Source organism: Gluconobacter oxydans DSM 3504, assembly GCF_000583855.1.
Taxonomy (GTDB): domain Bacteria; phylum Pseudomonadota; class Alphaproteobacteria; order Acetobacterales; family Acetobacteraceae; genus Gluconobacter; species Gluconobacter oxydans.
In genome coordinates this window covers 18724-34552 of sequence record NZ_CP004373.1, presented here as the reverse complement: position 1 = coordinate 34552, position 15829 = coordinate 18724, and the positions used below count along the sequence as shown (strand labels likewise).

The 15829-nt window shown below is 62.3% G+C and carries 14 protein-coding genes and 1 pseudogene; 10 read left to right on the top strand and 5 right to left on the bottom strand.

The genetic code is table 11. From position 1 onward, the window contains the following. Positions 1-29 precede the first annotated feature (29 nt). Entirely contained in the window at positions 30-1235 is a 1206-nt protein-coding gene (locus GLS_RS00130) for a mechanosensitive ion channel family protein (RefSeq protein WP_041110415.1), read from the top strand. Here GLS_RS00130 and GLS_RS00125 read toward each other — a convergent pair. Then, positions 1227-2768, bottom strand: coding sequence for an amino acid permease (locus GLS_RS00125; protein ID WP_041110413.1), 1542 nt, complete (start codon positions 2766-2768; stop codon positions 1227-1229). The two genes, GLS_RS00130 and GLS_RS00125, sit on opposite strands and share 9 nt — an antisense overlap. Before the next feature lie 38 nt (positions 2769-2806). Then, positions 2807-3649: an undecaprenyl-diphosphate phosphatase gene (locus GLS_RS00120; RefSeq protein WP_011251627.1), complete on the bottom strand. Its 843-nt coding sequence runs from the start codon at positions 3647-3649 to the stop codon at positions 2807-2809. 183 nt (positions 3650-3832) lie between these two features. On the opposite strand from GLS_RS00120, the gene GLS_RS00115 reads away from it, so the two are divergent. Beyond that, positions 3833-4297, top strand: coding sequence for an MlaD family protein (locus GLS_RS00115; protein WP_011251626.1), 465 nt, complete (start codon positions 3833-3835; stop codon positions 4295-4297). A 21-nt stretch (positions 4298-4318) separates the two neighbouring features. Here the strand turns inward: GLS_RS00115 and GLS_RS00110 are convergent, their stop codons facing one another. Continuing rightward, positions 4319-5383 (bottom strand): ATP-grasp domain-containing protein, encoded by a 1065-nt coding sequence (locus GLS_RS00110; RefSeq protein WP_041110407.1) that lies wholly within the window; start codon positions 5381-5383, stop codon positions 4319-4321. Between the two features lie 5 nt (positions 5384-5388). Further along, complete coding sequence (locus GLS_RS00105) at positions 5389-5955, bottom strand: DedA family protein (RefSeq protein ID WP_041110405.1); 567 nt, start codon at positions 5953-5955, stop codon at positions 5389-5391. Between the two features lie 182 nt (positions 5956-6137). Between GLS_RS00105 and GLS_RS00100 the strand changes: the two genes are divergently transcribed. From GLS_RS00100 to GLS_RS00065, 8 genes are read left to right on the top strand one after another with little or no spacing between them, the layout of a single operon-like run. Further along, on the top strand, positions 6138-7133 hold the full coding sequence (locus GLS_RS00100; protein ID WP_041110403.1) for a lytic murein transglycosylase: 996 nt from the start codon (positions 6138-6140) through the stop codon (positions 7131-7133). Next, positions 7120-7968, top strand: coding sequence for a septal ring lytic transglycosylase RlpA family protein (locus GLS_RS00095; protein WP_041110401.1), 849 nt, complete (start codon positions 7120-7122; stop codon positions 7966-7968). Before GLS_RS00100 ends, GLS_RS00095 begins: the two co-directional genes overlap by 14 nt. After that, complete coding sequence (locus tag GLS_RS00090) at positions 7965-9239, top strand: D-alanyl-D-alanine carboxypeptidase family protein (RefSeq protein WP_041110399.1); 1275 nt, start codon at positions 7965-7967, stop codon at positions 9237-9239. The genes GLS_RS00095 and GLS_RS00090 overlap by 4 nt, the downstream gene beginning before the upstream one ends. 4 nt (positions 9240-9243) lie before the next feature. Beyond that, positions 9244-9888 (top strand): dTMP kinase, encoded by a 645-nt coding sequence (tmk, locus tag GLS_RS00085; protein ID WP_041112514.1) that lies wholly within the window; start codon positions 9244-9246, stop codon positions 9886-9888. Then, positions 9885-10808, top strand: coding sequence for a DNA polymerase III subunit delta' (locus GLS_RS00080; RefSeq protein ID WP_041110397.1), 924 nt, complete (start codon positions 9885-9887; stop codon positions 10806-10808). Before tmk ends, GLS_RS00080 begins: the two co-directional genes overlap by 4 nt. Before the next feature lie 30 nt (positions 10809-10838). After that, positions 10839-12374, top strand: a complete 1536-nt coding sequence (metG, locus tag GLS_RS00075; RefSeq protein WP_041110395.1) for a methionine--tRNA ligase — start codon at positions 10839-10841, stop codon at positions 12372-12374. Further along, a complete protein-coding gene (locus GLS_RS00070) occupies positions 12371-13156 on the top strand; it encodes a TatD family hydrolase (RefSeq protein ID WP_041110393.1) in 786 nt (261 codons plus the stop codon). The genes metG and GLS_RS00070 overlap by 4 nt, the downstream gene beginning before the upstream one ends. Beyond that, the gene (locus GLS_RS00065; protein ID WP_041110391.1) at positions 13153-13950 is read left to right on the top strand and encodes an MBL fold metallo-hydrolase; all 798 of its coding nucleotides are present in this window, start codon (positions 13153-13155) and stop codon (positions 13948-13950) included. Before GLS_RS00070 ends, GLS_RS00065 begins: the two co-directional genes overlap by 4 nt. A 110-nt stretch (positions 13951-14060) precedes the next feature. Here the strand turns inward: GLS_RS00065 and GLS_RS00060 are convergent. Beyond that, positions 14061-15687, bottom strand: a pseudogene (locus GLS_RS00060) (porin). Positions 15688-15829 lie beyond the last annotated feature (142 nt).

Sequence of the window (15829 nt, the reverse complement as noted above, 5' to 3'; positions counted from 1 at the left end):
TCCTTTTAACGCAAGGAGTCCTTCATCTGGTGACGCAACATTTCGTCAGCACCCTGTTTGCCATACGGTCCTATTTCACCTGGCTGCCTGCTTCCGTCGTTTCGGTGCTGATGCTGGTGGTTGTGGGGGTGCTGGCGTTCTATTGCGGCAATCTGGTCACGACGCAGCTCCTGCGGATCCCGGGATCGCGCAAGGCTGCGCTGATCCGGCGCATCGTCTCCTCCCTGCGCAGGCCCACGCGGCTGATGGTGGCGCTCCTGGCTATGCTCTCCGCGCTGCCGGCGGCAACGGGATTTACGGCGGCTCAGGAAGACGATCTTCAGCTCTTCTTCCTGTTCCTGCTGATCCTGACTTTCGGGTTCTCGGCGATCATGGTCTTCCGGATCATGACGGAGGTCTATCTCAACCGCCTTGCGGCGCGCGAGGAGACCGACGACATCATGATCCGCTCGCACCAGACGCAGATCCGCGTCCTGCGGCGGCTGACGGAAATCCTGGTGGGCATCGTGACCGTGGCCTCGGCGCTCATGCTGTTTCCGTCGGTCAAGCAGTACGGGCTGTCCCTGTTCGCGTCTGCGGGGGCGGCGTCCCTGATCGTCGGTCTGTCGGCGCGCGGGCTGCTGACGAACCTGATCGCAGGTGTGCAGATCGCGCTGACCCAGCCGATCCGGATGGAAGACCTGATCATCATCAATGGCGACTGGTGTTGGGTTGAGGAAATCAACGCGACCTATGTGGTGCTGCGGGTCTGGGACTGGCGGCGGCATATCGTGCCGATCTCGTATTTTCTGGAAAACCAGTTCGAGAATTGGACGCATAATTCCGCGGCCATCATCGGGGTTGTGTTCCTGTGGGTCGATTATCAGGCGCCGATGGACAAGATCCGCGAGATGTTGAACGAAATCGTGCGGGGATGCCCACTCTGGGACGGGCGCGTGTTCGACGTTCAGGTGGCGGATTGCGATGCGCATGTCATGTCCATCCGTATCATCGCCAGTGCGCGTACGGCGCTTCAGAGCTGGGATCTGCGGTGCGATATCCGCGAGAAGATCATCGCCCGCATCCGCGATGAATGCCCCGAGGCGCTGCCCCGTTCGCGCTTCTCCATGATGCCGCCAGCAGCCGGGGCTCAGGAGCCCTGGGAACGGATGGCGCCCCCGATCAGCCGACCGCCGCCGGGAAGCTATATGGGCCCGGGCATGGGGCCCGGCAGTTCGTCGATGTCGTCAGACTGAGGGAGGCTCGGCGCGCATTTTTGAATGGCGCCGCCCGTAGAAGGCGTAAGTTGCAATGCCCAGCGCCAGATAGGTCACCAGAAGGATCAGCGGAACCGGGTTACCGCTGGTGACGGCGTGAACCATGTCCGAGACCAGCGGAATGGTCATGACCAGGCAGAACAGGATGCCGAGCGCGGGTGTCGTGCCGATCCAGATCCCACGGATGCGGATACCGCCCAGCGGGACGCTGAAGGGACGCACGATGTCAGGTCGCGTGTTGCGCTGCCAGATGACCGTGAAGCAGACAATCCCGAACGCGGCAGCCGTCCCGATGGAAACGAGATCGCTGATGATGTCGATCGGCAGGGTTGCGGTGATGAGTGCGACCACGAGGCCGAGGACGATGGTCCCGATCCATGGTGTGCGGAATTTCGGATGGATGACGCTGAAGATCTGCGGAATCAGACCGTCGCGGCTGATGGTCAGCAGGACGCGGGACTGCGCGTACATCAGGCCCATCAGGACCGAGCACAGGCCGATCGTGGCACCGATATTGACCAGCAGGGACAGCCAGGGCGTGTGCATGATCTTCACGGCAATGGCGAGCGGGTCGGGCACATCCAGCTCACGATAGGGCACGATGCCGAGCAGGACGGTCGCGACGATCATGTAGACGATGGTGCAGATCAGCAGGCTGCCGATGATGCCGATCGGCACGTCGCGGGTGGGGTTACGGGCCTCGGCTGAAGCGGTGGAAACGGCCTCGAAGCCGACATAGGCAAAGAAAATAACCGAAGCTGCGCGGAAAATGCCGCGTACCCCGTAATGGAAACCGCCTTCACTGGCGGGAATGAACGGATGCCAGTTCGCCGGATTGACGGTCCCGATGCCCAGCGCCACGAATACGAACAGCACCCCGACTTTAAGCGCCACGATCATGGTGTTGATGCGGGCGGATTCCTCGACGCCCCGGACCAGCAGGGCCGTCACGAGAAGCGTCGCGGTAAAGCCGATCAGATCGAACCGCCAGTCGGCGCTGATCTGTGCCCCGGCTGTGCCGGGGACGGGCTGGAGCGTTGCGTGGGTCAGTGCAGACGGCATGTGAAAGCCGGTGACGCCCAGCAGGGAGCTTGCATAACCCGACAGGCCCGCTGCGACGGCGGAGCATGAGATGCCGTATTCCAGAAGCAGGAGCCAGCCGACCATCCAGGCCGCTTTCTCGCCCATTGAGATATAGGCGTAGGAATAGGCCGAGCCCGATACGGGAAGGGTCGAGGAAAGTTCGCCGTACGAAAAGGCCGTGAACAGGCAGGCGAGGGCAGCGATGACGAAGGAAATCAGGACCGAGGGGCCGGCATATTCGGCAGCAGCCGTACCCGTCATGACATAGATGCCAGCGCCGATTGTGGACCCGACCCCGAGGATGATCAGCTGCGTCGCCGTCAGGCTGCGCTTGAGACCGTTCGTGTCGTTCTCGAAAAGGACCTGTTCAAGGGTCTTTCGGCGGCCTGGTCCGGGGAGATCGGGAGGAGATTGTATCGAAGCTGGCATGATCCGCAATGTGCCGCGAAAAACGGCGGCTGGAAAGGTCAGAGAAGAATGACGGCACCGGCGAAAAGGCCGGCCAGAACGCAGTAGACACCAAACGGTGTCAGGGCCCAGCCATCATGGTTGCGAAAGAAGCGCAGCATCACGAGCGAGCAGATCAGCGCGGTCAGCCCGGCAACGACGGCACCGGCGACGCACTGCACCATGATATCGTGTGAGATTGTCATGTGACGCATCTGCCAGGCTTCACGGACCGTGGCCGCAAGCACGATAGGCTGGGCCATCAGGAGCGAAAACCGCGCGGCCGTTTCATGGTCCAGCCCGCGCAGAAGGCCACCATTCATGGTCGCACCTGAACGCGACAGACCTGGGAGGAGAGCCAGGCACTGCCAGATGCCGATGATCACGGCATCCTTCGGAGCAAGCGTTGCAATGGGCTTGTGGTCGCGGTGGCCCTTCTGGCGCCGGAGCCATTCGGTGACCATCAGCAGGAAGCCATTGAGGATCAGGAACCCCGCAACGGCGAGGGGCGTGCCGAACACGGCGCGCAGGCGGTGCTCCAGAAGCCATCCGACCAGAACAGCGGGAATGGTGGCGATGACCAGCAGTCCGAAGATCCGAATCGCTTCCATCTGCCGGTAACTGCCGTAGCGACCGAACATACCGCCCAGAATGGCCATCCAGTCCCGCCAGAACACACCGGCCAGCGCGACCAGCGTGCCGACATGCAGCATGGTCAGGAACGGCAGGAACATGGGCGCGTGTTCGTCCAGATCCCAGTGCAGGAGAGCGGGCAGGAGCACGGCATGACCGAGGCTGCTGACCGGGAAGGGTTCGGTAATTCCCTGAACGATGGCGAGGATGAGGGCCTGGAGAAGCGTCATGGAGCCTGTTTCGGGTGGAAGCCTTCGTCACAAAGGCGGAAAAGCAGATCACTTGCCCCATGGTGGCAGAGGACGCAACCTTGGAGGTCACCTCTCTGGCAACCCTGGTCTCCATCTTGACCGGGCGGTCAAGGGAGGACTAACTCCCGTTCTGTTCAAGATTTTCCGGAAGGCGAGGCTGGCATGCAGTCAACATTGAGTGGCCGTGGGGGCGCCATCCTGGCCAGTGGTCTCGTTCTGGCGATTGCCGGAACATTCCTCGTTTACGGCAATGCCCTGCGCAAGGGGCCTGATTTTCAGGGTGAGATCCTGCATGCGGCCTTCAATTCCGCGAATGGCCTTCACACGGGCGCGAATGTCGATCTCGCAGGCGTGCCGGTGGGACGCGTCGTCTCCATCACACTCGATCCGCGCACGCAGATGGCCGATGTGGCTTTTACGGTGGACCAGCGCCTGCATCTTCCCGTTGATACGGCCGTGGGCATCGGTGCGCCGACCATGACGGCGGACAATGCCCTGCAGATCCAGCCAGGTCATTCCCACACGACACTGTCCGGCGAAGGCAAGATCACCGACACGCGGGATCAGCTTTCGCTCGAACAGCAGGTCAGCAATTACATCTTTGGTGGCGGCAAGCTGGGCCAGTAAGGCCCGTCTGCCGCGCCGGGTTCAGTCGTTCAGCGGATAGGACGCCAGAAGCCGGCGCTGCTTGCGCCAGGAATGCAGCATCGAGAACGCGCCCGACGTTTTCCAGCCCCGCGCCCTGTTGGCAGCACCGATCAGGAACGTCTGACGGTAATGTGAGAACTGGGCGCGATAGGCTTCCCACAGCGTGGTGCGGCGGTCCCAGATATGGGTCGCTTCGGAACCAACGCCGTTGATCTCGATGATCCGGAAGTTCTCGCCCCGGCGCAGGTCCTCAATGGAAGCGGCTTTCACGTCCACGCGCCCGAAATGGAAATCCGGGATGTCCTTCATGATGGCGTCGAGGCGTGCGGTCAGCGCGTCCGTCGTATCGGCTCGACCATCGCGGAAGACGGAACCCTTGCAGTGGTTGCCCGCGAAGACGAGCGGCATTTCCTCACCCTTGGCGAGGACGTTCTTCTCCCGTCCGGCCAGACGCGGCAGATAGATCTGCGGCACCAGGCTCATACGGGGATCGCGCAGGATCAGTTCCTCGATGGTGGATACGCCATCGCCTGTCAGGACCGGCGCTTCCTTGTAGGTGATGGATGTGATGCGGCCACGCGGTTCGTCGGGATGGCGGATGTAGAACAGCCCAGCCTCGACGGGATAGGTGATGAGGTCCTGTGCCAGCATGTCCACGTCATCAGGGAACTGCGGCAGGACGGCTTCGAGCTGTTCGCGGTTATGGACGAGCTTCACACCCGTGCCATTACAGCCGATATCGGGCTTGATGACGACGGGGAAGGACAGGCCCTTGCGCTCCATGGCGTCGAGCGCCCGGCGAACGGAACCCTTGCCACTGCGGAAGACGACATAAGGGGCGATATAGGACTGTGCCGTGGAACCGCCCATGTCGAGGATGGAGGACTTGCTCTCGCCGCACAGGCCGCCGGTTTCGATACGCGGATTGGCGGCGGTCGAGATGCTGAGGTCGCGGTATTTGATCCCCATAGCGATCCAGTACAGGACGATGGGGGTGTAGAAGATGGATCCAGGCCAGAATTCGAAAAGGGAGAGGGGGTTCTGGTCGGCTTCTGACTTGGACATTGCTGTTACTGGCTCACGGTCTGGAGACGGGCGATCAGGCGCCCGACGACAACGATACACAGGACGAACCCCGCCAGCCCGGCCCAGCGCCAGCCCCCCTGATGGGCGAGCAGCCAGCCCCCGACTCTCATGGCAAGCAGGAAAAGACACGTCGTCCAGACCAGCGTAGCCAGAACTGCGGTCATGGCAAAGGGAAGGAACGGCGCGCGGAAGAAACCGCAGGCCGTATAGAGCGGCAGCCTGGCGCCGGGCACGAAGCGGGAAATGGCCACCACGCGGATGACGTTCGTGCTGAACCAGTCCTGTGTACGTTCGCGTTTGGGAAGGGTCAGGAACCGCTTGAGGTAAGGCCAGCGGGCACCGGCGGCGCCAAGCCCGTACAGGCCCATATCCCCGACTGCTACCCCGAAATACAGCGCACCCAAGGCGAGGGGGATGCTGACTTCTCCGGCGCGGGCGGCGATAGCGGAAAGCACCGTGGCCACGTCTTCGAGAATGAAGGTGCCGACAATGATGGTGGCTGCCTTCAGCCAGGCTGGCTGCGAGGCCATGGCGGGGCCGATGGCGATCACGAGTGGGGAGGTTCCATGAACATTGAGGCGCCGGTTTCGCACGCCAGCGCGCCAACGACAATCTTGCCGTGCCATATTTCGGTGCGAATGACCTGCGACACTCCCGCCGAGACTGGCGGTCCGTGCTGCGGATTGCTAGCGTATGCCCTATCATTTCTACCCGTAAGGGACTGGTCCTGACCGTGCTTCAAAGACGCCATCTGCTTGCCGCCCTGACTTCCGTTGCCGGTTCGGCGGCAGTCGGGATTTCATCCGCCAACGCCCAGGCCCGTGTGCAGAGTTATGGCGCTTTTCTCGAGAGTGTCCGGGCACAGGCGCTGGCGCAGGGGCTTTCATCTTCGATCGTCTCGCAGGCTCTCAGCCTGACGACGCAGCCCAACGCCTCCGTGCTCAAACTGGACCGTCACCAGCCGGAGTTCACCCTGACCTGGGCGCAGTATCGTGATCGCGTTCTGCCGGAGTCGCGGTTTGTGAAAGGGCGGAGTGTTTACGCCGCTCAGCAGTCTGTGATGTCTCCCGTCAGCGCACGCTTTGGATGCGACGACCGCGCCGTCATGGGGATCTGGGGCCTCGAGTCGGGATTTGGTGCTCATGACGGGACGTATTCCGTCATCGATGCGCTGGCGACGCTGGCCTTTGACGGGCGGCGTTCTGCCTTCTTCCGCAACGAGCTCATGAAGGCTCTTCAGATCCTCAATGACGGTGATATCGCACCTGCGGCCATGATCGGCAGCTATGCGGGCGCCATGGGGCAGGCGCAGTTCATGCCCAGTGCCTATCTGCGCTACGCAGCGGACGGAGACGGGGACGGCAAGCGCAATATCTGGACGTCTGAAGCGGATGTGTTCGCCTCCATTGCCAATTACCTCGGTAAATGCGGCTGGCAGGTCAACGAACCGTGGGGGCAGGAAGTCACGCTGACCAAGGTGCTCGACAAGGCCGAGATCGGCCGGACCCGGCAGCGGACGCTGGGCGAGTGGATGGCGTTGGGCGTGCGTCGCGTGGATGGGACGGCGTTCTCGCAATCGAACGTGCAGGGTGCTGTCGTGCAGCCCGATGGTCCGGGGACGCAGGCTTTCATGGTCTATCACAACTTCAACGTGATCCGCCGCTATAATCCTTCGGACTATTATGCGCTCGGTGTCGGGCTTCTGGGGACGGGCATTGTCTCTGCGTAATTACGGGGCCGCTCTGGCCCTTCTGCCGCTTCTTGCGGCCTGTCACCGTGAAGAGCCGACGCCTGCCGCGCACCCGCATTACGAACTGGGAAGTGCCTGGCGTGGAACGCACGGCTGGTTCTATCCCAACGAGCAGTTCGACTATCACGTCACAGGTCTGGCAACGCGGCAGCACGCACCGGCTGGCGGATTGGTGGCGGATGGCGAGGCCTGGTCCGCGAACGGCATGACCGGCGCGCATCAGACGCTCCAGCTTCCGGCGATCGTCAGTGTCCGCAATTTGCTGAACGGGCGGATCGTCCGCATCCGGCTGACCGATCGTGGCCCGGCGGATCCGGGGCGCATCATCGCGCTTTCTCCGAAAGCTGCGGATCTGCTGGGCATGACGGCGGATACGCCCGTTGAGGTCACGGAAGACGAAGCGGCCAGCCGGTCCCTGGCGGAAGGATTGGGCAAGCCGCCGGCCCAGAACATTTCCGCGGCTCCCGTCGGGGAAGTCCGCGAGACGTCCCTGAGTGACGGGTCTTCGCGGGTCTATGGCAACGACTCGTCCGCGACGGCGTCTTCCGTTGCCGTGGGGCCGCTGCCCGCGACCTGGATGCAGGGCAGTCCGGGGCCATCGGGGCTGTATGTCCTGATGGGAATATTTTCCGGTCACGCGACGGCGGCGAGTGTCGCCATGCGCTGTGGCGGTACGGTTCTGCATGCCTCTGAAGGCGCGGGACTGGAGTGGCGTGCTGTTGGCGGGCCCTATGCCGATATCGCACAGGCGGACGCGGCACTGGACCGCACCCGCCTGTGCGGGGTAGAGGGCGCGCGGATCATTGTGGAATGACGGCCGGTTGTGTGAAGGCCGTGGAACTGGGGACGAACGTGCGGACTAGACGCTCTCTTTTCGGTGGGGTGGCAGGCATTGCGGCCTGTGCTTCTTTTGCGGGGCCCCTGAAGGCGTTTGCGCGCCCGCACCGTCATGCAGGCCATGCTGCGAAAGCCGCTGCGGCTCCTTCGGCTGACGCTCCTGTTGGCACGCCGGCGAACACGCCGATCGGACCGTTCGATACGGTGGCGCGCTGGGCTTATGTCGTGGATTACGACACGGGCGCGGTCCTGCTCGACAAGGCGTCCGACGAGCGCATGGCACCGTCTTCCCTGACGAAGATGATGACGGCCTATATCGTGTTCGGCATGCTGGCGACGGGTCGCATCCGTCTGGAGCAGAGCCTGCCGGTCAGCGAAAAGGCCTGGCGCACGCAGGGTTCCAAGATGTTCGTGCCGCTGGGCCAGAGCGTTCTGGTATCCGACCTGATCCAGGGCATGCTGATCCAGTCCGGCAATGATGCCTGTATCGTTCTGGCTGAAGGCATTGCGGGTTCCGAAGAGCGCTTCGTTGCGATGATGAACGAAGAAGCGCCGAAGCTCGGCATGATGAACTCGCATTTCGTCAACGTGACGGGGCTGCCAGCAGACGGCCACTACATGACGGCACGCGATGTCGCGACGGTCGCCTCGCATCTGATCCGCGATTTTCCGCAGTACTACCACTATTTCGGCGAGCTCGAGTTCACCTACAACCACATTCGTCAGGGTAACCGGAACGTGCTGGTGGACAAGGGGCTCGCTGACGGCCTGAAGACCGGCCATACGGATGCGGGCGGTTTCGGCCTCTGTGCAAGCTCCAAGCGCAACGGCAACCGCGTCATCGTCGTCATCAATGGCACATCGTCGAGCAACGAGCGCGCCCATGAGGGTGAGCGTCTGATGTCCTGGGCATTCGCCAATTTCGAGAACGCCACGCTGTTCCGTCGCGGGCAGGTCGTGGATTCCGCGCCGGTCTGGATGGGCGAACACCGTCAGGTCTCGCTGGTGGCAGGTGCCGATATCGTCATGACGCTCCCGGTGGGCTGGCAGCAGCGCTCCCATATCGGGGTGGATTATGCCTCTCCGGTCATTGCGCCGGTGACGAAGGGTCAGGTCTGCGGGGCGCTGGTGATTTCTGCGCCCAATATGGCCGATATCCGCGTGCCGCTTGAGGCTGGCGAAACGGTGGCAAAGCTTGGACTGGTCGCCCGCGCCATGACGCGTCTAGGCCATGGTCCCGCGCAGTAAGGGCATGGCTGGAAAAGGACTGTTTATTACGCTCGAAGGCGGCGAGGGCGCCGGGAAATCCACGCAGGCCCGCCTTCTGGCCGAGGCCCTGCGCGCGGAAGGGCACGACGTCCTTCTGACGCGGGAGCCCGGTGGGACGCCGGGCGCGGAGGAAATCCGCAACCTGCTGCTGTTCGGGAAGGTCGATCTGTCCTGGCGGGCGGAAATCCTGATGCACATGGCCGCCCGGTCGGACCATCTCGACAACGCCATTCTGCCGGCGCTGGAGCGTGGCGAGATCGTGGTGTGTGACCGCTTCCATGACTCGACGCTGGCCTATCAGGGCTATGGCATCGGGCAGGGGACGTCCGAAGTTCTGGCGTTCCTGAACGGTGCCCGCAAACTCGTGGACTTCGAGCCGGATCTGACGCTGATGCTGGAACTCCCCCGGACGCAGGCGCTCGCGCGTCTGAAGGCGCGTGGAGGCCAGACGGACCGTTACGAGGCTCAGGCGGAAGCGTTTCACGAACGCGTTCTGGCCGGGTTCGATGCAATTGCGTCGGCTGATCCGGCGCGGGTGAAACGTGTGGATGCGGGCCAGACGCCGGAGGCCGTCAGTGCGGCGCTTTTGCGGGCCGTGCATGAAAGCCTGACGGTTCAGGGCGTGTGAGCGATCCGCGGCACACTCTGAACCTGTATGGCCATGCCGAGGCGGAAGCCACATTCCGACAGGCCCTGGCCAGTGGCAAGCTGCATCATGCCTGGCTGATCTGTGGTCCGGCAGGGATCGGCAAGGCAACGCTGGCCTTCCGTCTGGCCCGACTGCTTCTGAACGCAGAAAATCCGGACTCGTCGCAGGCACGGCGTATCGCGGCTGGCACGCACGGGGACCTGCTGGAAATCTCGCGGGCCGTGGACGAGAAAAAAGGCCGTTTGCGCGGTGAAATTACGGCGGCGGATGTTCGTCCGGTCCAGACTTTCCTGCATCACACAGCGACCGAAGGCGGCTGGCGCGTGGTGATCGTGGACGGGGCGGAGTATCTGAACCGGTTCGCGGCCAACGCGCTGCTCAAGATCCTCGAAGAGCCACCCCCGCGCTGTGTCCTGCTGCTGACTACGTCCTCTCCGGGGGCGCTCCTGCCCACGATCCGCAGCCGCTGCCGGATGCTCACACTGTCCGCGCTGTCCGATGCCGATATGCGGGCTGCACTGCCCGGCATCTCTGCGGATGTGCTGGCGCGCGCGCATGGATCGCTTGGCCGGGCACTCTTTCTCTCGCATGACAGGGACGGGGCGATTGCGTCATTTGTGGCGGAAATCCTTGCTGGACAGGTGCGCGGGTCGGAAACCATGGCCCTGAGCGAGCGTATTGCGAGAGAGGCTGAAGGTTTCGCATTGCTCTGCGATTTGCTAGGCGAGGGACTGGCAGACCGTGCGCGCTCGGCAGCGCGGCGCGGGGATCTTGCAAAGGCCGATCTGGCGGCGCGGCAGTGTTCCGAACTGGACACGCTGAGGCGTCAGACCGAAGGCTTCAATCTGGACAAGGCCCAGGCCATCCGTCAGGCAGCGGAACTCGCTTCCGGCAGCTGAGATGGTCCGGGTGTTATGAAACGAGTGGACATGACGCGGCGCTTCACCATCACGACCCCGATCTTCTATGTGAACGGCGCTCCGCATATCGGGCATGCCTACACCTCCATCGCGGCCGACGTTCTGGCCCGCTTCCATCGCCTGAACGGCGAAGAGGTCCTGTTCGTCAGCGGCACCGACGAGCACGGCCAGAAGGTCGAGCAGACGGCTGTGGCCAAGGGCATGGACCCGCAGGCCTATGCCGACGAGGTTTCAGCCTCCTTCCGCCAGATGCAGAAGGATATGGCGATCTCGACCGACGAGTTCATCCGCACGACCGAAGAGCGCCACAAGGGCGCGGCCAAGGCGCTGTGGGAGAAGGTTGCCGCGAACGGGCATATCTATCTGGGCGCCTATGAAGGCTGGTACTCGACGCGCGACGAAGCGTTCATCGGCGAGGACGAACTGGTCAAGAAGCCTGATGGAACGTTCGTGGCGCCGTCCGGTGCGCCGGTCGAGCGCGTCAAAGAGCCGTCCTATTTCTTCCGTCTGTCCGATTTTCAGGACCGGCTTCTGAAACTCTATGAAGACAATCCCGACTTCATCGGTCCCGTCGGCCCCCGTCGTGAAATCGAGAGCTTCGTCCGCCAGGGCCTGCGCGACCTGTCCGTCAGCCGCACGAGCTTCAAATGGGGCGTTCCGGTTCCGAACGATCCGGACCATGTCATGTATGTCTGGTTCGACGCGCTGGCGAACTATCTGACGGCCGTGGGCTATCCGGATCTCGATGACCCGCGGGCCAAGTTCTGGCCGGCGGATGTCCATATCGTGGGCAAGGAAATCGCGCGCTTTCACTGCGTGTACTGGCCTGCCTTCCTGATGGCAGCGGGCATTGACCTGCCGAAGAGCGTGTTTGCCCATGGCTGGTGGACGGTCGAGGGCGAGAAGATGAGCAAGTCGCTCGGCAACGTCCTCGACCCGAAGGCGCTGGCTGACGAGTTTGGACTGGATGCGCTGCGCTTCTTCCTGATGCGCGAAGTGCCATTCGGGGGTGATTCCAATTTCAGCCGCCGTTCCATGATCACGCGCACGAATGTCGAACTGGCGAACGATCTCGGCAATCTGTGCCAGCGCACGCTGAGCCAGGTGGCCCGCAATCTGGGCGGCATTCTGCCCGAGCGTGGCACGCTGACCGAAGATGATCAGGCCATGCTCGCAATGGTGACGCTGCTGCCGACGATCATGTCCGAACAGATCGAACGCAAGGCGATCACGGATGCGCTGGAAGAAGTCTGGAAGGTTATCCGCGCCGCCAATTCCTATATCGACCGTCAGGCGCCCTGGGCTCTGAAAAAGACCGATCCGGAGCGGATGGCAGATGTGCTGCGGGTTCTCGTGGACATGATCCGAGGCATTGCAACCATGCTTCAGCCCTACATGCCGAACACGATGGACCGGATGCTGACACAGCTCGGTGTGCAGGATGACGAGCGGACATTCGCGGCCCTCGAAACACCGCTGCCCGCAGGTCGCACGCTTCCCAAGCCGGAAGGTCTGTTCCCGCGCTTTGTCGAGGAAGAGGCATGACGGGACTGATCGACACCCATTGTCATCTGGACAAGCTTGACGATCTTGCACCCGCTTTCGAGCTGGCGCGAGAGTCAGGTTTGTCAGGCATGATCACGATCGGCACGCGCTTTTCACAGGCGGATACGCAGATCGCTCTGACGCAGCATGACACGCCCGATCTGCGGATCTGGTGCGCGATCGGCATTCATCCGGATTATGCAGGCGAGGAGCGTCTGCCTTCCGTCGAGGAACTCGTCGCCAAGACCGAAGCGCCTTCCGTCGTGGCGATCGGAGAGACGGGGCTGGATTATTTCCATAGCGGAGACGAGGCCAAGCCAGCGCAGCACACTGCTTTTCGCACCCATATCGCGGCCGCACGTCAGACGGGACTGCCGGTCGTCATCCATACCCGCAACGCCGATGACGACATGATCGCCATCCTGCGTGACGAACACGCCAAGGGCGCGTTTCCGTTCCTGATCCACTGCTTCGCTTCAGGCCCGAAACTGGCGGAAGCGGCTCTGGAACTGGGGGGCTATATCAGCTTCTCCGGACTGCTGACTTTCCCGAAATGCGAGGAAATCCGCGAAGTGGCGCGGATGGTTCCGGAAGACCGCATTCTGGTCGAGACGGACAGCCCGTTCCTCGCACCTGTCCCGAAACGCGGCAAGCCCAACACGCCGGGTTACGTCGCTCATACGGCCGCGCGACTGGCCGAAGAGCGCGGTGTGTCGTTGGACGAGATCGCGCGGATCACGTCTGAAAACGCCCGTCGTCTGTTCACGAGGATCGCTGCGTGAAAGTGACAATCCTTGGATGTGGCGGCTCTGCCGGCGTTCCCATGATCGGGGGCGAGGAGGGACCACGGACGGGGATCTGGGGCGCCTGCGACCCAACTGAGCCGCGTAACCGGCGCACACGTTCTTCAGTCGTGATTGAAGGTGAGGGCGGTTTCCGGCTTCTGGTGGATTCCGGGCCGGATTTTCGCAATCAGATGCTGAGCTGTGGCCTGAGCCACGTGCATGCGGTTCTCTATACGCATCCGCATAGCGATCATATCGGTGGCCTCGACGAATTGCGGGCCATCAACCGCGTGATCGAAACGCCTCTGCCGCTGCTGGCCACCCCGGATGTTCTGGAAGAACTGCGCCTGCGCTACGCCTATGCGTTCGCGCCCTGGAAAGGACCAGAGTTCTACCGGCCGGTTTTTGACGAGCATGTCGTGCAGCCCGGAGAAACAGTCACGTTTCCCGGTCTGACCGCTCGGATTTTCGAGCAGCGACACGGTCGGATCATGTCTCTCGGCGTACGTTGTGGAAACTTTGCCTACAGCACGGATGTCGAGACGCTTTCGGATGTGTCCCTGTCGCTGCTTGAAGGCGTGCAGACCTGGGTCGTGGACTGCTTCCAGTACGAGCCGCATCCAGCCCATGCCTGGCTTGAACGCGTGCTCGAGTGGCGTGAGCGTCTTGGTGTGGGGCACGTCATCCTGACCCATATGGGGCCAGAGATGGATTATCAGACCCTGCGCCAGATACTGCCTGCTGGCGTCGAGCCAGCCTATGACGGAATGGTGCTCGACCTTCAGGATTAATACGGGGTGCTGGCCTGTAGCGGACTGCCCATGAAGGACGCACAGGGCAGGAGCGAGAGATATCCTCGTGAGCTGAAAGACCGGGCAGGGAGGTGCCCGGTCCTTCAGGATCAGAAGGTCATCATGGCACCTGCGGACATCGTGTGGTCGCTTTCGTGGGCGCTGCTGTGGGAATCCGATTCCGTGTGGGCATATTCGCCGACGATCGTGAACCAGTCCGTCAGGTTGTAATAGATAGCTCCGACTTCAGACTGGTTGCGCCGGACCATGTCCGGATTGTCCTCACCAGGCGCCTGATAGAGGTTGCTGACGCCGTAGCTTCCAACAAGCTTGAGCTTGGGCAGGATCTTGTAGGCTGCCTGAACGTAGTAGCCTTCGGAATCACGCTTGCGCCCATCGGCAGATACGCCATCAAAGAAGATGCCGGTCGTGCCGAGACCACTGCCATAATAGTAATAGGCCACGCCTTCAAACGGTCCGCGCGTGACCTTCACACCAACGTCGCCGGCCTCGACCGTCGTGCCTTTCCGGCTGCTGCTGCCCAGTGTTGAGCTGGTCAGGTTCTGCTGATGCTGGACGAGGAAGCTGCTCCAAAAGCGGGTCGTGAAGCCGAGAATATTGCCATCATAGGTGACTTTGCCCTGAAGCATGGGCGAGCTGTGCTGGGTCGTGGTCGCAGACAGGCCGCCACCGGCGAAGTTGTATTCATCCAGCGGTGTCATGACGCCGACGGAAGCCTGAAAACCCTTCCATTTCGGTGAGATATAGGTGATCTGCGGCAGCCAGTCCGTATAGACATAGCCCACGCCGATACGGCCGAGTGACGTGTTGGCGGGATTGGCGTTACTGCCGGTACTGCCGACGCTGAGGAGTGTGGCATCGTTCAGGATGGCGTCAGATGCAAACAGTGCGATATCGCGGCCCAGCTTGACCGTACCGAACTTGTCCGTCCCAGCGGTCATGTAAACCTGACGGAAATCGAGGCCGGCCGTTCCAAGGCCCACCGGGCTGCCGCCCGAATTGGCGTTGAAGGTGCTGGGATTGTTGTTGTTGATGCCGGGATACATACCGAAGACGGCGCCAAGCTTGATCCCGTCCTGAACCGTGTTCAGCTTGAGGATCAGACCGCCGGGCAGCAGGCCGTTACGAACGGACGAGGAATCAAAGCCGCTGCTGCCGGTCGAGACACCCACCCGCAACAGCGCGACCACCGGCGGGGCTGTTATAGGTGTAGTAAGCGTTGACGAAGCCCGAGATGTTGATGTCGATCTGGCCGGCCTGGATCGTAACGCCTTTGCCCGCGACATAGGGCTTCACGCGCACGATGCTGTCCGGATTGTACGTGCGCCGTGCTTCCAGAAGCGAATTGCGGGCATCCTGCGCACTGGCGGACGCTTCCATGGCAGCACGGCGCGCTGCGGAAACAGCCGCAATGGTGGTGACATCCGGGGGAGCCTCCAGGCTGCTGCCTTCATTCTGGGGTCCATAGCGCATGTAGCGGTTGCGATGACGCGACGGAGCGGCAGGGGCGCTGGCATCATCGCGCTGGAGGGAAGGATGCGAGTGATGCTGGTGATGGGCCAGCAGAACATTGTATTCCGAGCGGGTCAGGCTGCCCTTGGCCCGGAGAATGTCGAGCAGCTCCGTATAATCATCTGCCCGTGCGACATTCGGAAGGACGGAAAGTGCAGCAATGCAGAATGTGCTTCCCAGGAGACTCAGGCGGCACAGGGACATAGATGGCATATAACAGCCGCTCCCGCGGATACACCGGCGCTCGCAATGCGGGCGTGCACCGGTAGAATGGACTACAATGCTTTTCCTAGCGCGAATGGAGACATTCTTCGCAACAATAGGATGTGTTCTCACAAAAACGTCA

Bases quoted from the DNA above. Each gene is read 5' to 3' on its own strand.
- GLS_RS00115 (WP_011251626.1), top strand. From the start codon at position 3,833: ATGCAGTCAACATTGAGTGGCCGTGGGGGCGCCATCCTGGCCAGTGGT.
- tmk (WP_041112514.1), top strand. From the start codon at position 9,244: ATGGCTGGAAAAGGACTGTTTATTACGCTCGAAGGCGGCGAGGGCGCC.
- GLS_RS00125 (WP_041110413.1), bottom strand. From the start codon at position 2,768: ATGCCAGCTTCGATACAATCTCCTCCCGATCTCCCCGGACCAGGCCGC.
- GLS_RS00120 (WP_011251627.1), bottom strand. From the start codon at position 3,649: ATGACGCTTCTCCAGGCCCTCATCCTCGCCATCGTTCAGGGAATTACC.
- metG (WP_041110395.1), top strand. From the start codon at position 10,839: ATGACGCGGCGCTTCACCATCACGACCCCGATCTTCTATGTGAACGGC.
- GLS_RS00090 (WP_041110399.1), top strand. From the start codon at position 7,965: ATGACGGCCGGTTGTGTGAAGGCCGTGGAACTGGGGACGAACGTGCGG.
- GLS_RS00070 (WP_041110393.1), top strand. From the start codon at position 12,371: ATGACGGGACTGATCGACACCCATTGTCATCTGGACAAGCTTGACGAT.
- GLS_RS00110 (WP_041110407.1), bottom strand. From the start codon at position 5,383: ATGTCCAAGTCAGAAGCCGACCAGAACCCCCTCTCCCTTTTCGAATTC.